Origin of the sequence: Endobacterium cereale (genome assembly GCF_009617585.1) — a bacterium.
Taxonomy (GTDB): Bacteria; Pseudomonadota; Alphaproteobacteria; order Rhizobiales; family Rhizobiaceae; genus Neorhizobium; species Neorhizobium cereale.
Genome location: NZ_WIXI01000043.1, coordinates 1 through 17647 on the forward strand (window position 1 = coordinate 1; position 17647 = coordinate 17647).

At 57.7% G+C, this 17647-nt stretch carries 14 protein-coding genes and 1 pseudogene; 6 read left to right on the plus strand and 9 right to left on the minus strand.

Going from position 1 to position 17647, the window contains the following annotated elements:
- The 6 genes and pseudogenes from GAO09_RS12650 to GAO09_RS12675 form a co-directional block, all read right to left on the minus strand.
- Positions 1-532, minus strand: a pseudogene (locus tag GAO09_RS12650) (hemolysin); the annotation flags it as partial.
- A 113-nt stretch (positions 533-645) separates the two neighbouring features.
- A complete protein-coding gene (locus GAO09_RS12655; RefSeq protein ID WP_235938119.1) occupies positions 646-3207 on the minus strand; it encodes a TonB-dependent receptor in 2562 nt (853 codons plus the stop codon).
- A gap of 208 nt (positions 3208-3415) precedes the next feature.
- Positions 3416-4378 (minus strand): FecR family protein, encoded by a 963-nt coding sequence (locus tag GAO09_RS12660; protein WP_153354375.1) that lies wholly within the window; start codon positions 4376-4378, stop codon positions 3416-3418.
- Between the two features lie 104 nt (positions 4379-4482).
- Positions 4483-4992 (minus strand): RNA polymerase sigma factor, encoded by a 510-nt coding sequence (locus GAO09_RS12665; RefSeq protein ID WP_209018701.1) that lies wholly within the window; start codon positions 4990-4992, stop codon positions 4483-4485.
- A gap of 268 nt (positions 4993-5260) precedes the next feature.
- Complete coding sequence (locus GAO09_RS12670; RefSeq protein ID WP_153354376.1) at positions 5261-5887, minus strand: glutathione S-transferase family protein; 627 nt, start codon at positions 5885-5887, stop codon at positions 5261-5263.
- A 79-nt stretch (positions 5888-5966) separates the two neighbouring features.
- The gene (locus GAO09_RS12675) at positions 5967-6974 is read right to left on the minus strand and encodes an asparaginase (RefSeq protein WP_153354572.1); all 1008 of its coding nucleotides are present in this window, start codon (positions 6972-6974) and stop codon (positions 5967-5969) included.
- Positions 6975-7062: 88 nt separating this feature from the next.
- Between GAO09_RS12675 and GAO09_RS12680 the strand changes: the two genes are divergently transcribed.
- The gene (locus GAO09_RS12680) at positions 7063-7800 is read left to right on the plus strand and encodes a DUF3750 domain-containing protein (protein ID WP_324184877.1); all 738 of its coding nucleotides are present in this window, start codon (positions 7063-7065) and stop codon (positions 7798-7800) included.
- 75 nt (positions 7801-7875) lie between these two features.
- On the opposite strand, the gene GAO09_RS12685 is transcribed toward GAO09_RS12680, so the two are convergent.
- The gene (locus GAO09_RS12685; protein ID WP_153354377.1) at positions 7876-8022 is read right to left on the minus strand and encodes a DUF1127 domain-containing protein; all 147 of its coding nucleotides are present in this window, start codon (positions 8020-8022) and stop codon (positions 7876-7878) included.
- Between the two features lie 706 nt (positions 8023-8728).
- Here GAO09_RS12685 and GAO09_RS12690 point away from each other — a divergent pair.
- Both GAO09_RS12690 and GAO09_RS12695 read left to right on the plus strand, forming a co-directional pair.
- Positions 8729-10003, plus strand: coding sequence for a YcxB family protein (locus tag GAO09_RS12690; protein WP_153354378.1), 1275 nt, complete (start codon positions 8729-8731; stop codon positions 10001-10003).
- Positions 10000-10569: a hypothetical protein gene (locus GAO09_RS12695; protein ID WP_153354379.1), complete on the plus strand. Its 570-nt coding sequence runs from the start codon at positions 10000-10002 to the stop codon at positions 10567-10569. The genes GAO09_RS12690 and GAO09_RS12695 overlap by 4 nt, the downstream gene beginning before the upstream one ends.
- Here the strand turns inward: GAO09_RS12695 and GAO09_RS12700 are convergent.
- Positions 10566-11561, minus strand: coding sequence for an NAD(P)H-quinone oxidoreductase (locus tag GAO09_RS12700; protein ID WP_153354380.1), 996 nt, complete (start codon positions 11559-11561; stop codon positions 10566-10568). The genes GAO09_RS12695 and GAO09_RS12700 overlap by 4 nt on opposite strands.
- Positions 11562-11749: 188 nt before the next feature.
- Here GAO09_RS12700 and GAO09_RS12705 point away from each other — a divergent pair, with 188 nt between their 5' ends.
- A complete protein-coding gene (locus GAO09_RS12705; RefSeq protein WP_153354381.1) occupies positions 11750-12865 on the plus strand; it encodes a DUF1963 domain-containing protein in 1116 nt (371 codons plus the stop codon).
- A gap of 6 nt (positions 12866-12871) precedes the next feature.
- Here the strand turns inward: GAO09_RS12705 and GAO09_RS12710 are convergent, their stop codons facing one another.
- A complete protein-coding gene (locus tag GAO09_RS12710) occupies positions 12872-14677 on the minus strand; it encodes a bifunctional diguanylate cyclase/phosphodiesterase (protein WP_153354382.1) in 1806 nt (601 codons plus the stop codon).
- An 846-nt stretch (positions 14678-15523) separates the two neighbouring features.
- Between GAO09_RS12710 and betI the strand changes: the two genes are divergently transcribed.
- Complete coding sequence (gene betI, locus GAO09_RS12715) at positions 15524-16126, plus strand: transcriptional regulator BetI (protein ID WP_153354574.1); 603 nt, start codon at positions 15524-15526, stop codon at positions 16124-16126.
- Complete coding sequence (betC, locus tag GAO09_RS12720; protein ID WP_324184878.1) at positions 16123-17646, plus strand: choline-sulfatase; 1524 nt, start codon at positions 16123-16125, stop codon at positions 17644-17646. Before betI ends, betC begins: the two co-directional genes overlap by 4 nt.
- Position 17647 lies beyond the last annotated feature (1 nt).

A 17647-nucleotide genomic window follows, 5' to 3' on the forward strand; every position in this document is an offset into this window, starting at 1 on the left:
CATTGCCATCAAAGCTGTAAAGCGTGTCGTCCCCTGCGGTACCGTTCTGGATCGTGCCGCTGTCTCCGAAGAAATCGAAGAGGCCCGCCTGCTGGGTGCCGCTGCCCGCCACGACGCCCGTAAAGTTCACGCTCGGATTGGCAACCTGACTTGGATTATGGGTCAGCGAGTAGATAGCGCCGCGGAATGACGTTTCCGGAACGCCACCACCAAGATCGACGTGGATACCCGTGTTCGCCAAGGCAAAGCCAGTGGCGGCAGAACCGGAAAGACCGCTACCGAAGTACAGATTTTCGACGCTGCCGGCAAAATTGCCGCCGACACCATAGCTGAACTGGCCGTCGAAGATGGCGCCGTTGCCGCCATTAACACCGCCTGCCCACTGTTCGTATGCATAACCCGCGCCGGCCGGAGCAGCCACGAGCGCGCCGTTATCGGTTGCCGTACCAAGCCCCTGCGCCCAAGCGTACAGGTCCTGTACCAGGTCAAAGCTGGTGGTACCGGCCGAGGCGTTGATTGTCACTACAGGCATTTCCTGTTCCTTTCACTAGCGTGCATCTTTGCACTTTTCTTCATATGTCCGCCTGTCGGCGAACCTGAGGGGCCGCGATATCGCGACGATTCATGCGCCATGCGGCGTGTCGGTCAGAATTTGACGTTCAAAGAAGCAGTGAAGGTGCGGCCGGGTCCGGGCAGATCTCGCGTACCTAGCGCCGGCCAATAGCCCTCGTCCGTGATGTTGTTCACGGCAAAGCGGAGATTGGTATTTTCGTTGAAGGCATAGGAGCCGTAGACGTCGTAAAGCCGGTAGCTTTCGCTGGTGTAGGAGTTTGCCAGCTGACCGATCGTCGGCGTTGTTTCCTCGACATAGGTCATACGCCCACCGATCACGAGGCGTTCGTCGAACAGCCGCAGCCCTGCATCGACTGTAAATCTCTGTTTTGGAACAACGAACAGTACCGAGGGCGCAGCCGTGTTTTCGCCTTGCGACGGCAGGCCGATGCCAGTGGGGCCGTTATAAAGATATGTATCTGCAAGATCGGTATTCGTTCGCGTGTAGGACAGACCCGCATACGCAGTTCCGGCGTCATAGCTGGCTTCCATCTCAAGCCCGCGCATGCGCGTGGTTCCATCGAGATTGACGTTCGTCCAGTACAGGCGCTCGAATGGCGCATAATATCCACGCCCCATGGAGATGTAATTCTCGATGTTGCGGTGGAACCAGACGGCCTTGATGCGAATGTTGTCATCGGCCGTGAGAACACCGTCCCGGCTTATGTTCGCCCCGATCTCCCATGTCCTGCCCGTTTCGGGCAGCAGATTGGGATTCGGCATGTTGTCGACCGGCGCCACATTCGGATGGCCACCGGACATCAGTGTTTCCAGAACCGATGGCGGACGATAGCTTTCGGAATAGGTCACGAATGGCTGAAACCAATCCAGAGGCTTGACCGCGATCGTCGCGGACGGCAGCCATGCTCCGCCGGATTTGTCGACATCGACCATCGTGTTTGGCGTCTGCGGTATTTCATAGACAGCTTCCTGCCATTCGACGCAGCGTCCACGGATAGACCGGATGCATGTCCGCGGGCTTATCAGCACCGGTACGGAAACGCCCGTCAATTGGGTTGAACCGGAAAGGGAATAGCGATCATAGCGCAGGCCACCACGCACCATCAGCCAATCATCGTGTTCGAAGGTCGCGTTCAGGAAACCGCTGGCCATGTCGAAACGGCCGGATGGGTTCATTCCCTTATAACCGTAGGACCCATCCACACCGTCATCGTCCAGCCGTGCGATGGCATCTGTCTTGCCGATGTCGCGATAGGCCTCGACACCGTAATTCAGGGATATGGTGCCTGCCGGCAGATCAAAGCGGCTGGTGTTTTCGAGGCTGCCGCCGAAGCTTTTCATGCCGTAGGAAACCGGATCGACGATATTGTACCGTCTCAATTCGTCGTTATCCGTGGTGTTGAGCCAGATCCTGCCCTTCATATCGACAAGATCGGAATCCGGATCCCACGAAAATGACGAGGTGACCGTGTTCGTCAGATAACGCTGATCATTGGATTGATAGACCGTCGCCAGCGATGAATCGATATCGTATCGAAGCCAGTTCAGATCGAGCTTGAAATCGTCTGCGGGAGCGGCCTCAAACTTCAGAAGTGATCCGAAGCTCTCATATCCCGAAGACAGGACCTCGCCGCCGACAACACCGCCGGAAAGAAGGTTGTCGGGAAGCTCTCCGGTTTTGTAATTCCCCAGCCGCTTGCGACTGACGCCGGCAAGAACGGAAAAATCATCTGAAAATCTGTAAGCGCCGAGAAGATTGCCATCGAAATAGAAGGCGTTGCTGCCGGAACCAGCCGTGAATTCGCCTCCCCACGTCTCCCCCGGCTGAATGATGTCGTCCGCGGTAAGTGTTCTGAAATTGACGGAGCCGCCCAGTGATCCCGCTCCACCAACACCAGCGCCCGACGTCTTCTCGACCTCGACCGTGCGAATGAAGGACTGGTCGACATAAACCTGCTGGCTGCCGCCATGACCGCCACGCTGAAAGTTCTGGCGCGCGCCGTCAATCATCGTGGCCACGCGGTTATTATCCTGCAGACCGCGGATGTTGACCTGAACGCCGGGATTTTGACCTTCCGACCGGTTGGTCATGACGCCGGCAACGTTATCCAGAAGATCGCGGGCATTTCTGGCGCCAGGTCCTTGAGCGGCCTGACGTGATATCACGCTGACGCTCGATGGTTCTTCGTAAACCCAGTCCGGTGTACCCTGGAAACCAGCACCGCCATTTGCATTGCGGCTGCTGTCACCCGTCACCATGATCGGGGCCAGAACGGTCGTGCCGTCACCCGCCACCGCCTCGCCGCTTTCCTGAGCAACTCCGATGACCGCAGCGCGGTTGCTGGTAAACCGATAACTGATATCGGTGCCAGCCAACATCTGCGCGAGAGCTTGATGCGGTGTCATGCGACCGCGAACGGCTGCCGTTGTGGCGCCACCATTGACCGCACCGGATGCCTGAGTGATCTGAATGCCGGATTGGCGATTGAAGACAGACAGGGCACTTGCAAGCGGCAAGGGAGGAATACTGAAGTCGCGAACGCCTACCATTTCCGGCTGGGCCGTTGTTGCTGCACCCGTCGACTGCGCATGAACGGCATTGTATCCGCACATCAGCGCCACGGTAGCAGTCATCAACAGCAGGGCTTTTCGCGTTTCCTTCTTTATTCCAACCGCAAATCGACTGTGTGGACCCGCCCGATAGACCATACGCAAACTGTCTTTCCAAGTTCGTGGCAGCCCTCCCCTCGGGCGCCTTCGACTTAATAGACAAATTGCATTCGGCAGATTTTCAGAGAAATCGCGTGTCTTTCGCTAAATCTTGATTTTTACTATCATATTTCTAAAAACGGGAAACGATGCGCAAATAAGCGGATATCTTTCGCACCTTTCCGCCGTAGGGATCGACCAGCGCCCCAAGTGCCTCGTCCGGCGCTTTCAGGTCGTAGATTCCAGTCACTTTCTGATCGGCAAGCGACTGGTCTGGAACAGATATCCACGCCGGATGATAGCGCTGGATTTCGGCAATGACCGCCCCGATCGGCTGATTGACGACCGCAAGCCTTCCTTCACGCCATGCACCAATATCCGCGACATCGACCTTGGCTTCACTGATGCCACCAGTATGGCGGTCGAGCGTCAAAACATCACCGGGAGCAAGGACGCGTTGTCCGGAGAGGCTGGAAGCCTCGATGGAACCATGAGCCAGCGCTACCACGCTTCTATTCTCTCCAAGGTCAAGGTCAAAACCTGTGCCGAGCACCGCAATGGTCAGCCCGCCGCCATCCACCTCGAAAGGTTTGTTTTCGTCGCGGGCAATATCGAAAAAGGCTTGGCCTTTAAGGAGCACGACACCTCTTCTGCTGTCGGAAAACGCCAGTAAGAGCGCACTGTCGGGTCCGAGAATAACGCGACTTCCATCTGCCAGATCAACCGAACGCGTCTGCCCCGTGCCCGTCTGGTAATCCGCCTGCATGCGGATCAGCATAGAAGGTCCGGCAAAAGCGATCAGACAGAGGGCTAGCCCCGCCGTTGCAAAGGCAGTGGCGATCTTTGACTTCGCTCCATGCGAATTCGTGCGCCCGCGCTGGCCTGACGCCACGCGAGATCGGGATGTCCGGGCGACGCCAACGGCACGCCATGCCTGGCAGGTTTTTTCCCACTCCCGCCGATTTTCCGCCGACGCGAAAATCCACGCATTGAACGCGTCGCGGACCTCGTCATTCTCGGGATTTTCGCGAACGCGGATCAGCCACTCCGTGGCTTCATCGGCGGCAGACGCAGAAGTGTCATTTTCGAACGCCATTTCAATCCGCTCTTCGTTCTTCCGGGCAGCAAATTGCCGACTTCTTTCTATAGACAAATGAGCAAGGGATAATTTTCAAAAAACGGCACATTTTTGGACGTCGATCACTTTGGCAGTGCCATTTTCGCCTTCACTACGTCCATCGCTTCCTTAAGGAGACGATGCGCTGTCGGTGTCGACACACCCAACCGGGCCGCAATTTCGGCGAGAGTAAGCCCTTCGAAACGGTAGAGTTCAAGCACGACTCGCGCTTTTTCCGGCAGATTATCGATCACACCTGAAACACTTCTGACCTGTTCACCAAAGAGAAGCGCCGCTTCAGGCGTCTCGATTGTCAAAGGCCTTGCCCACCAGGGAATATCGTTTTCCGGCAGGCTGGTTTCCCGTTTTCTACGTGACCGTTTGTTGAAGGACAGATTTCGGACAATGCGGAAGAGATAGGTTTTTGGCGGCAAAGGCGCTTCATTCACATCCGGCGCAAATCGCAGGAATGCATCATGAACGATATCTTCGGCATCGTCCCTCGAACCTAAAAGCGGGGTCGCATAGTCGATGAGCGCCTTGCGGTGACGAAGGAACATTTTTTCACGCTCGCCACCGTGTTTGATCCCCATGAAACCGACCTGCAGACTATCTTCTTTCGCAATTGAAAGATGTCTATCGCTTCATTTTCACTTCGGCAACAAAGATGATTTTTATATTCATATTTATCGTGCCGCCCTTCGCGATGGTTGCGTGATGATTCGGCTCCTGCACGAAAAGACCGCTCCGATGCTCAGAGATGCGGCCCCTATGTCATTGCAAAATTTTCGAGAGTCCGTCTCAGAGCAGGGTGCGAGTGCACCGACCATATCAGAACGTCCGTGACATGAAGGTGCGGACCTATAATGCAGCCTCTTCCTCCAGCGCCCGCATGACCGCCGGCCGCTCACTTACGCGGGCATGGTGTGCGGCCACGCGCGCGAATTCCGCGATATCGACGCCGTCGCTTTCCAGCCATCCGCCCATAACGAACAGATAGGCATCTGCAACAGTGTATTGTTCGCCCATCACATAAGGACCAACCAGAAAATCATTCTCGATGAGACGGAAGCAATCCCGCATGTTGCCGGGCACCTTCGCCGTCATATCGGCATGGGACGACGATTGATCCGCCCATCGTGCGGCACGGCGGCCGTGGGCGTGCGCGACATGAACCGTGGAGGCGATATAAGCGTTGAAAGCCTGCATGCGCGCAAATTCGAAGGGATCGGCCGGAGCCAAAGTCACACCGTCTACCGAAGCAACTTGGGCGATATAAGCGAGAATGGCGACGGTTTCCGTCAGCACGCCATGCCCGGTTTCCAGCGCCGGCACCCTGCCCTTCGGATTTATCTTCAGAAAACTCTCGGAGCGCTGCTCCGCTTCGGCAAACTTCACCCGCTTCAGCGTGTAAGGCAGGCCGGATTCAGCCAGTGCGATGTGGCTGGCGCGTGAGCAGGCACCCGGCGAAATATGGAGCGTGAACATGGCAATCCTCCTGTTGGCCTCCTGTTGGCCGCGATGGTTTTAGCACCTAGACCACAGGATCAGAAGACGCCACATGACATCAGGCAAACAGCGCATCCGTTACGCGCACATCTCCGACATGGATGCCGTTCCAGTTTTTCATCGGGCGGTTTGCCATGCCGACCAACTGTTCACGCAGCGCATCATCATTGTCGAGGCAGCGGGCGATCAATGCATAGATCATGGCCTCGGCGGCGCGCGTCGTTCCGTCCTCGCATTTGGTGGCAATAGCCACACCTTTTTCCGGCAGGGCGGCAACGAACACACCCTCGGCACCGGTCTTGGCAAAGATGCGTCCGGGCGCCAGTTCCATCAGCTTCGTGCAGGCGCGGTTGGTGCCGGCAACATAAAAGGGTTCAGCCATGCAGGCATCGAACAGACGTTTTGACGCCCTGGCACGCTCGGCACCGAGGCCATTGCCGGTCAGCATTTTTGCAAAACCATGGGCAAGACCTTTGAGCGGCGCGGCATAGGTCGGGATAGAGCAGCCATCGGTGCCGCAGTTTTCGTGGCCCAGCGCCGCACCCGTCAGGCTTTCCATGACGCCACGAATTTCGGCCTGAAGCGGATGATCGTACTCCACGTAGCCCTTCGGATCGACGCCCATCTGGACGCAGGTGCAGATGAACCCGGAATGTTTGCCCGAGCAATTGTTGTGCAGCGCCGTCGGTGCCGTCAGCGTGCGCGCCTGATGGATGAGGGTCTGCTGGTCGCTCGACCAATGCGCACCGCATTCGAGAACGGAAAGATCATGGCCGGCCTTGGCAAGCATGCCGGCGGCGGTTTCGATATGGCCATCCTCACCCGAATGCGATGAGCAGGCGAGTGCCAGTTCGCGGTTCGTCAATCCAAAGGCATCGGCAGCGCCGCTCTCGATCAGCGGCAGCGCCTGCATGGCCTTGCAGGCCGAACGCGGAAACACCTCTGCCTCAATATCGCCAAGTGAAAAAACCACCTTGCCGTCACCGTCGACAATGGCGGCGAGACCCCGGTGAACGCTTTCAACACGATTGCCGCGGGTGACTTCGACGGTAACGGGGTTTTGCATGGCTCTCTCGCTCATTTGCTGCTGTCATCCTCCCGGAGCGGGCGAACAGTTCCTATCCGCATACTCCCATTTACCGCGAGGACACTAGGTGAAATATCTGAAGCGATTGTTGCTTTTGATCTTCGTCGTTTATCTGCTGCCGACATTTGCAGCCGCAGGCCTTTGGGCCATCAAGGACCGGCCCGGCCGATGGAGCGAGGCCAATTGGGGATCGGCCCATATCCTGCCGGAAGCACGCGATAGCCACGAGGCCGCAGTCTACATTTTTTCCGCCGCAACCGGCGGCCTTAAAGGCGCAGTCGCCAGCCACGCCTGGATCGTGACCAAGGAAAAAGGCGCCGCGAGCTACGTGCGCTATGACAAGGTCGGCTGGGGCAGCCCGATCCGACGCAACCACCGCCCGCCGGATGCCTATTGGTATTCGAACCCGCCGCAACTGGTGGCGGAAGCGAAGGGAGCAGCTGCCGAACTGCTGATACCAAAAATCGAGGGCGCGATCGCCGCCTATCCTTATTCCGAACCTGGCGGCTACACGATCTGGCCAGGGCCAAATTCCAATACGTTTGTAGCCTATGTGCTGCGCAACGTGCCTGAATTGGGCGCAGTGCTGCCACCGCATGCGGTCGGACGCGATTATCTGCCGGATGGCGAATTCTGGCATGTCGATGCCGACGGCCGCGACTTGCATGTGACGCTGCGGGGTATGCTTGGTGTTTCGGCGGGAATGCGCAGCGGTTTTGAACTGCATTTCCTGGGGCTGGTGGCCGGTATCGATATCGCTAGTCCCGGCATCAAGGTTCCAGCAATCGGAAGAATCGGCATTTAGCAGGAGAGCTATGCACAAAACGCAAAACGCCCGCGGAAGAGCGGGCGTTGAACGATCTTGGGAGGACTTCTGGGCTCAGAGGCCGTTTGCCGTGCGCGCGAAGCGACGGATATTGTGACGCTCGATGCCGAGGTCTTCCAGTTCGCGCGGGGACATCCGGTCCAGTTCGGTTACGGTCTGACGGAATTTGCGCCAGTTGTTGAGTGTGCGTACGACGTTCATAATGATCCCCTTTCCTTGGGTTTTCGAAGCCTAGCTGCCGGTGATTGGCGCTCTCTTGCCTTCGATGACCCTTATATACGCCTCAAAAAGATGCACTAAAAGCGCGCAATCCACACTCCAGCTATGCACATTTGCATCGATTGAATTGCGGAAGATCAATGAGCAGGCAAAGATACGAGGAAAGATAGGCAATTTGCCTTGGTCTGAAGCGAGGGACCCAATCTGTCATAACGACAACATGCAAAAAGGGCCGCTTTCGCGACCCTCCATGAGCTTTGGTCCTGTAACGAACCCGGTCCGCATCGCTGCGGTCCGATAAGAAGATGTGGTTCAGGCCGAGGGCTGCCCCGTCAAGACCGCCACCTTTCCATTGCCCGTAACACAGACCGAAATCTCATTAGACATTGGACCACCTTCCTTTCATTACGTTGACGATGATTGAAAGGTAGGTCCTGCCGGCCGGCCTTGCAAGGCAAGTTATGTAACGAAGCGCGAATATATGTGCGTTGCAAAATGAGCCGGCTCAGCTTAGCATGCGCAAGCTTTCCAATCATCGCCTTGCCAGAAGCGTGCGAAACGGTCGATGACCGGACCCACGACTTCCGCCGTGCGCCCCGAGGTAATACGGGTATTTGTCCCAACTGGACCTGTGATGTCGCGGCGCTAACTAAAGGCGTCCGCCTTTCGTTATCCCAGCAGGTTGATCGTGAAGCTTCCGACCATTCGACAAAACACGCCGGCTCCAGCAGCTCCTGTCGAGCCATTATCCCCGCTGGAGATCACCGCCACCCAGACGATCAATGATCGCGCGCATGCGCTGGTGATGCAGGAAGTCGCCTATGGGCTGGACAAGAACGGCAAGTCCGCCTGGTTGTTCATGCTGTGGGTATGGCTGACTTTCACCTTGCTCATGATATTTATCTGGTTCGATGACATCAAGGCGCCAGGGCTTCAGAACAGCCTGAACAGTCAGCAGATAATCTCGATCATTTCCAGCGCCGTTCCGCTTGTGCTGATAAGCCTCGCCTATGTCCTGTGGTCACGCTTCGCGATGCGGCGCAAACATTGGAAATATCGTCGCCATTTGCGCCGACTGGGCGAAACGCAGCCGCAGACCCTCACCTTCCGCTTCGATGGTGAGGGCATCACCACCACGACCAGGGACGACATGGCGCAACTGCAGCCCTGGCACGACGGCGTCTCCTTGCGGGAAGACGGACAATGGCTTTCCTTCGTCGCCTATCTGCACGAACTGTGCATCATCATTCCCAAGCGCGACCTTAATCCACAACAGATCGAAGCTGTCAAAGACTGGAACGAAAAGCGCATAGCGGGCGGTCTGCCGGAGGACCGCGCCGTCACACAGGCGCTGGCGGGGCAAGAGATCGCCTGCTCCGAGGAATTTACATCCAGCCGCGACGACCTGATTGCGACGATGATGGAAGTGGGCAACAGCCGCGCTTGGCGACGCCAACGAGCCGAAAGTTTCGTCACATTCGGCATCGGCTTCTGTTTTCTCGTTCCGCTGATCTACCTGATCGGCTGGGGCATGGATGTGGACCGCCTGCCCTTTGCCATCGCCTTGCCGATTTTTCTTGAGATGTTCGCAACAACTTTCTGGAAACCCGCTCTTGTCTGGCTGCTGGTGCTGGCGGGCTTCCTTGCCCTGTATCCGCTGTTGCGTCGATGGGGCGCGCGTTATTATGCCGATCAGGCGCTTGCCAAGGGGCTCGGTCGCAGCACGGTCTTCATCGGAGAAAACGGCATTTGGGACAATGGCAGCGCCATTCGCATGTTCATCCCCTGGGCGGCGATGCACGCTTGCAGGATCACGCCTGACCACATTTTCCTGACCATACGGCTCGGCGCAGTGCTGGCCTATCCCAAACGGATTTTCCCAGGCGACAGGCTTGCAGCGATCGAAGCACTGTTCAACGAAAGAGCCGGCCGCACTGCAAAAGGCGAGGAAGACGTGAGATGAAAGCTGCCCTTACTGCCGCTATCGCAATGCTCGTTTCCACCACGGCAGCGTTTGCACAGGAAGCCGTTGAACCGAATATGGTTTCACTCGATCACGGTATTTCCCTGGTCATGCCGCCCGGTTGGGCGGTCAAGAAACGAGGGGACAATCGCAAGAGTGATCGCGGCCGGCTGTCCGTCGATATCGTCTGCAACAGCGAGGCCTGCGAGAGAACACAGGAAACCTGCCTTTTTTCGCTGGATGCCGCGCGGTCGCCGACACCGGATGATGCGGCCAGCATTGCCGCACTCCATGACGATCCGGGCCGTCGCTATTTCCGCATGCGCGCAGTGCGCATCGCCACCAGCAAGGATGCCGAATTCCGCCGCCTGCTGGCCCCCATGACGATCGGCACTCGCGACTGGGTGGTGGCGGAAACCGATGCCCGCCACAATATGAAATCGGGCCTGTTCGCCCAGACCTTCGTGAACGGTTGGAAGATCAGCGCCAGTTGCAAGACCTGCGAAACCGGAGAAATCCGCCATCGTGATGCGATGGCGATGCTCGAGAGTTTCAGGCAGGATTAGAACTTCAGGATGATCTTGCCGATATGGCTGCTGGTTTCCATCAGCCGATGCGCTTCGCCGACCTGATCGAACGGCAGGACGGAATGGATGACCGGGGCAACCGTGCCGGCCTCCAGCAGCGGCCAGACCTGGCTTTGCAGATCATCACGGATGGCCCGTTTTTCCTCCGCCGTACGCGGGCGCATGGTCGATCCGGTCACCGTCAGGCGCTTGACCATGATCGGCGTTAGATTGACCTTTTCGGCAATGTTGCCGCCGAGGAAGGCGATGATCGACAGGCAGCCGTCCTTGGCCAGAACCGAAAGGTTCTTTTCCAGATAATCGGCGCCGATCATATCAAGCACGGCATCGACGCCAGCGCCGTTCGTCTCAACCTTGACGACTTCGGCAAAGTCTTCCGTTTTGTAGTTGATCGCACGTTTCGCACCGAGCTTCTCGCAGGCCGCGCGTTTTTCTTCCGACCCGACCGTCGTGTAGACCGTCGCGCCAAAGGCTTTGGCGAGCTGGATGGCGGTCGTGCCGATGCCGCTGGAGCCACCGTGGATCAGCACGCTTTCGCCTTCGGTCAAACCAGCCATCTGGAAGAGATTGGCCCAGACGGTGAAGAAGGTTTCGCAGAGCGCTGCGGCCTTGACCGCATCATAGCCCTTTGGCCATGGCAGCGCCTGACCGGCTGGAACAGCGCAATATTCGGCGTAAGCGCCGCCATTGGCGAGCGCGCAGACCTTGTCGCCGATCCCGAATTCGGAAACCCCGTCGCCAACGGCAACAACTTCGCCGGCGATTTCAAGTCCCAGGATGGAGCTTGCGTCCTTCGGCGGCGGATAGGCACCCTTGCGTTGCTGCACATCCGGGCGATTAACACCTGACGCCTCGACCTTCACGAGGATTTCTCCGGCGCGCGCAACAGGCAAAGGCCCGGTTGCCATGGTCATCATGTCAGGACCACCAAAGGAGGGCAGGTCGATATGGCGCATCTGGTTCGGCAGCATCGTTAAGCTCTCCCATTAACTCTTGGTGACCGAATTAGAGCAGCTGCTGAAATAAGGAAAGGTGGCGTTACGTCGCTCCCCCGGCAGCGATGATGCCACGACAGCCCTTGGGGCCGGGTTTGACCGCCCGCATGGCATCCGGCAAACTCCGCGGTATTGTTCTGCTGGCGATATGAAAGCGCTTTTCAATGAAACAGGATTTTCCGCAGGGGTTTTCGCGCCGCTTTTTTCTGGCCGGGTGTGCGACAACTGCACTGGCGGTGCCGGTTTTATCCGTTCGAGCAGCTGAGCCCGCCGGTCCGACCTATTTCCCCGACATCGACAGTCTGGCAGCCTCACTCGAAAAGGCTGGTGTCCCGGCTCTCGACCGCCGCAATCTTCTGCCTCTGGCAAAACCGACGATCATCATGCGGTCGAAGGCCATGCCGGACAATGACCTGCCGGTCGGTTGCGGCAAATTCGGAGGCGCCCCCGATCTGCCCGCCGAAATGCCCTGGCCGACGCGCGGCCCGTCCGAAGCCGGCAAGCAGGAAGTGGAAATCATCAGAACACTGCCAGGCATGCCCGGAAACAACAGCGTCAGGATCAAGGAGGAACTGGCCGGGCGCGAGGCACCACTGGCCTTTGTAATGCAGATCGACCTGGCGGCCTGCGCGGCGGCCGGCGCCATGGATCCCGACATACCCACCTCCGGCCTGCTGTCGATCTTCTTCGATTTCGTGTTCCGGCCATGGTTTGCCGAAAGTCGAGAAAACAGCGATTTCCGACTGATTTACACAGCGGTCACCGATAATTTGGTCCGCCGTCCAATTCCCGATCTTGGGCTTGGGCTTTGGGGCTACACTTTGGAAGAGATGGTGGCGATCGGATACGGCAAGGAAGATATGCATGCCTTCACCGCCGCGCGCCTGTATCCGGATTTCACCTACAGCCTGCCGGATGCAAAAGCACAGCCTGTCGTAGTGCGTTATGGTCTCGATGCGCCACATCGGGCGTGGCTGGAAAAATTGAACTTTTCGTCTGGAGATGGCGGGCAGGTCGGTGGCTGGCCGCTGCTGATTCAGCAGGATCCGGCCAATGATCTGGGCGCCGCCGATCTTGGCCAGACGCTTTCGGGTTACGATTACATCGGTGACATGCGCAAAATTTCGCCGGCGGCGAGCGAATGGATGACGCTTGTCACCTTTGCCGGGTATGACAGCGACAGCGTCGATTTCGACGGCACCTATTACGTGATGATGAGACGCAGTGACCTGAAGGCCCGCGATTTTTCGAAGGCCTGTATCGTTTACCAGACGAGCTGAAACAACTCAGGCAGGCTCGACGAGCGTGCTGAAGAACAGCCCACTTTCGCTCTGCTTGGCCTGCGACTTGATCTCGGCAATTTTCGCACCGACAGGGCTCATATCTTCAAGGACAAGACCTTTTGGCAGTTCGATCAGGCCGATCGAACAGCGCAGGAGAGGAAAATAACGTTCCATGCCCGAGCGGTCATGCCCTTTGATACGGCCCTCGGCGCGTTCTTGCGGCGAATAGAACTGCACGACGTCATCATGGAAATCGCTGAGCAGCCGCTCGAGGATTTCGGTAATTTCTTCGAGCGTCCAGCCGCTGACGCCGATGAAGAAATCATCGCCGCCGACATGGCCGAGGAAATCACCCTCGGAGAAGAAATACCGCTTCATCAGTGCCGCAAACAGCGAGATGGCGTGGTCGCCGATCTGGAAACCGTAATGGTCGTTGAAAGGCTTGAAATTGTCGAAGTCGCAATAGCAGAAGAAACGTGTCTGCTCGTCGTCGCGACCGGCGCTCTGCATGAAATCGCGAATGGCGAGATTGCCCGGCAGGCCGGTCAGCGGGTTCTGGTCCTGCGCGCTTTTCAGGCGCTTCTCATTGATGATCTTGATCAGCGAGGCGGCAGAAACGATGCCGGCATAACGCATGTTTTCAGTGAGGATGACGCAATCGCTGCCATCCATATTGGCAAAGATCGACATCAGCCGCTCTGCATTGGCGTCGAGGCCGACAGTCGGTGCGTGATCGACGAAATGCGAGATCGTGCGCTCATAGACCTTGTTTTTCAGAAGGTCGCGCCCGAACGGCTGATAGATAAATTCCTTCAGGTGATATTCGTGGATGATGCCGCGCGGCTCGCCATTGGCGTTCAACACCGGGAAGAAGGGCTGGCGCGGGTTGCGACGAAAAAGTTCGAACACACTGTCGATCGACTCGTGTTCATACACCGTCGGCAGACGCTCGATCTGCTTGCGGATGAGAATTTCATCAAGCGATTGCGTGGTGCGGCGGGTGCGACCGAGGTCTGCCAGATGGGCGAAGGAGGACTGCAACTCGTTGATGAAGGTGGTCGGCTTGGCGACAAAATAGCCCTGGATGAGATCCACGCCGAGTTCTCTGCAGGACAGGAATTCGGCTTCGGTTTCAACACCTTCGGCAATGACCCGCACCCCCAGGACATGCGCGGTATTGACGATGTTCTTCACCAGATGGCGCTTGCGCGGGCTTTTGTCGAAACCGGCGATGAAATGCCGGTCGATCTTCAGGTAATCGACCTGATAATCGCTGAGCAGCTTCATTTCGCTGTGGCCGACGCCGAAATCGTCGATGGCGATCTTGAAACCGACCTTGCGCATGGTCGTCATAAGGGCCGCAAATTCCGGCACGCTGGTATTGTCGAAGCGCTCGGACAGTTCGAAACAGACGGAAGACGGCGGCACATGCGCGTTACGCAGATGCTGGATGAGTTTTTCGACAAATTCCTCGCCGTGCTGGATCAGGCGGACATCAAGATTGAGGAACAGGGTGGCGTCGGAAAAATCCGGAAGGGTGGCGAATTTGGCAAGCGCGCGGCTGGCCATCATCTGTTCGAGCGGCAGAAGCTGTCCAGTGTCGGCGGCCTGATCGAGCAGTTGCAGCGGTGTTTCAAAACCGAGGCGGTCGCAGCCACGCATCAGGGCCTCGTAACCGAAGACCGTGCCGGTGCCGACTTCAACAATCGGCTGGAAGGCATTTTCGAGAACGAGCTTGCCGAGCGTGACCAGCTGGTCATTGGCATAACGCCGGAACATATCCGGTTCGAGTGACGTCGCTGCCGACATCGGCAATCTCCACTGCAGTATCAATAAAATTCTGGCCGGACGCTCGCAGCAAATGGTCAAAAATGACTTAGCCTTACATGAATGTTTGATGAAGCTTTTGTGACAGTAAAGATCGTTTTTAATCAAAGGGTAATCGGCACTTCGCTAAACAAGCATTTTGAATACACAGGCTTGCGTTCACGCGACGTCACCCGTCCGTGGCTTGATCTTTCCTGCAATGGCCCGGCGCGCCGGGGGTATTCATTCGGAGAGCCCACGCGAACGCGGAACCTCACTGTAGTTTAAGTCTATGGCTCCGCGTTCGCGTGGCCTTCGGCGTCTTTTCGGGGCTTCCGGCCCCTACAAGTGCTCCCCTCGCCTCACTGCGTGGCTTCATTCGCGTCCGCCTTTCGGGCGGACCTGCCACTTGCACGGCTAAACCGAACCCGGCATGGCTGCCAGGGGAAGGCTTGATAAGGTTTTGGCATTTTCGCCGCCACCCATGGGTTTCACCTCCCCTGATCTTGCCGCACGTTACGGTTCGACCAAGGGCGCCGACCTCCGCCTGCCCGCGAACGTCTCTCGAACACTCCGGCAACGAGGGCTGGTGAAGTATCGCACGGGCTGGAAATACGGGGATGAACTCGGAGTCAACGTGTTGATATTGTTGAATCGACCCGTCAGAACGTCCACGGGATTTTGTCAATTGTGGGGGCGATGGGGCCGTTGACAGTGGAGGGCTTGGCGCCAGAACATCCTCGCATCCGTGATGTCCTCCCTCACCCCAAACACAACAACAAATGTCGTTTCCGGATATTGATTGATCACTCAATCAAAAATAGACTTTTGACAATTGAAGGGAGCCACATGCCACGCATCGGGATGGAACCGTTACGTCGAAAGGCGCTTGTAGATGCCGCGTTGCGTACGATCGGCAGCCATGGTTCGCTGGATGTGACCATGTCCGAAATTGCCCGCGAGGCAGGCGTTTCGGCGGCTCTCGCCCATCATTATTTCGGCAGCAAGCAGCAGCTGGTGATCGCCACCATCCGGAGCCTGCTGGCGCGGCTGCGCGCCGATCTTGTGACCGCGCTTCAGGAGACGAACAGTGCGCGAAAAAGACTGTCGGCGGTGATCCGCGTGTCGTTTCATGCCGATCAGTTCGATACCGAGACGGTGGCGGCGTGGCTGGCATTTTATGTGGAGGCGCAACGGTCCGAAGAAGTGCGCCGCCTGCTGATCATTTATACGCGGCGGCTGCGCTCGAACCTCAAGCATGCACTGACGCAGCTTTGCCCGCCCGACGATGCGACCAGGATTGCCGAAGGCGTGGCGGCGATGATCGATGGCCTGTATATCCGCCAGAGCCTGAACGCCTCGCCGCTTGGAAACGACGCGCCGATCAGGCTGACCGAAGATTATCTCGACATGCAGCTCAAGCCTTTTTTGAAGGACACCGAAACGCCGTGAGCCAGACCCGCCCGAACATTCTCATCATCATGGTCGACCAGCTGAACGGGACGTTTTTCCCCGACGGTCCGGCGGATTTTCTGCATGCGCCGCATATGAAGGCGCTGGCCGCCCGCTCCGCCCGGTTCCGCAACAATTACACGTCGTCGCCGCTCTGCGCGCCGGCCCGCGCCTCGTTCATGGCAGGGCAATTGCCGAGCCGCACGCGGGTTTACGACAACGCCGCCGAATATGTTTCTTCGATCCCGACCTATGCGCACCACCTGCGCCGTGCCGGCTATTACACGGCACTTTCGGGAAAGATGCATTTCGTCGGCCCGGACCAGATGCATGGTTTTGAAGAACGCCTGACCACCGATATCTACCCTGCCGATTTCGGCTGGACGCCGGATTACCGCAAGCCGGGCGAGCGCATCGACTGGTGGTATCACAATATGGGTTCGGTGACCGGCGCTGGCGTGGCCGAAATCACCAATCAGATGGAATATGACGACGAGGTCGCCTTCCTCGCCAACCAGAAGATCTACCATCTCTCCCGCGAACGGGATGATGCCGAGCGCCGTCCATGGGCGCTGACGGTTTCGTTTACGCATCCGCACGACCCTTACGTGGCACGGAAAAAATTCTGGGACTTGTATGAGGACTGCCCGCATCTGATGCCGGAGGTGGGTATGCTAGCGGAACAGGACCCGCATTCGAAACGCATCCTGAAATCCTGCGACTACGACGCCTTCGACATTACCGAAGAGAACGTTCGCCGCTCGCGTCAGGCCTATTTCGCCAACATCTCCTATATCGACGAAAAGGTCGGCGAGTTGATCGACACGCTGACCCGCACCCGCCAGCTGGACGATACGCTGATCCTGTTCTGCTCCGACCATGGCGATATGCTCGGCGAGCGCGGACTGTGGTTCAAGATGAACTTCTTTGAAGGTTCTGCGCGTGTGCCGCTGATGATTGCCGGCCCCGGCGTCACCTCCGCCCTGCATATCGAGCCTGTCTCCAATCTCGACGTGACGCCGACATTGTGCGACCTCGCCGGCATTTCGATGGACGAGATTGCACCCTGGACGGATGGCGAAAGCCTGAAACCCGTTATCGACGGCACCGTGCGTAAAAATCCGGTGCTGATGGAATATGCTGCCGAAGGCTCCTATGCGCCGCTGGTGGCGATCCGCGAGGGCAAGTGGAAATACATTCACTGCACGCTCGATCCGGACCAGCTTTTCGATCTCGACAGCGATCCTCAAGAACTGACCAATCTTGCAGATGATCCGGAATTTTCCGAGGTGGTCGCAATGTTCCGGCAGAAACGCGAAAAACGCTGGGACATGGGCGCTTTCGATGCAGCTGTCCGCGAAAGCCAGGCGCGCCGCTGGGTGGTGTACGAGGCGCTGCGCAACGGTGCCTATTACCCCTGGGATCACCAGCCGCTGCAAAAGGCATCCGAGCGCTATATGCGTAACCACATGAACCTCGACAATCTCGAAGAATCCAAGCGTTACCCGCGGGGAGAATAAT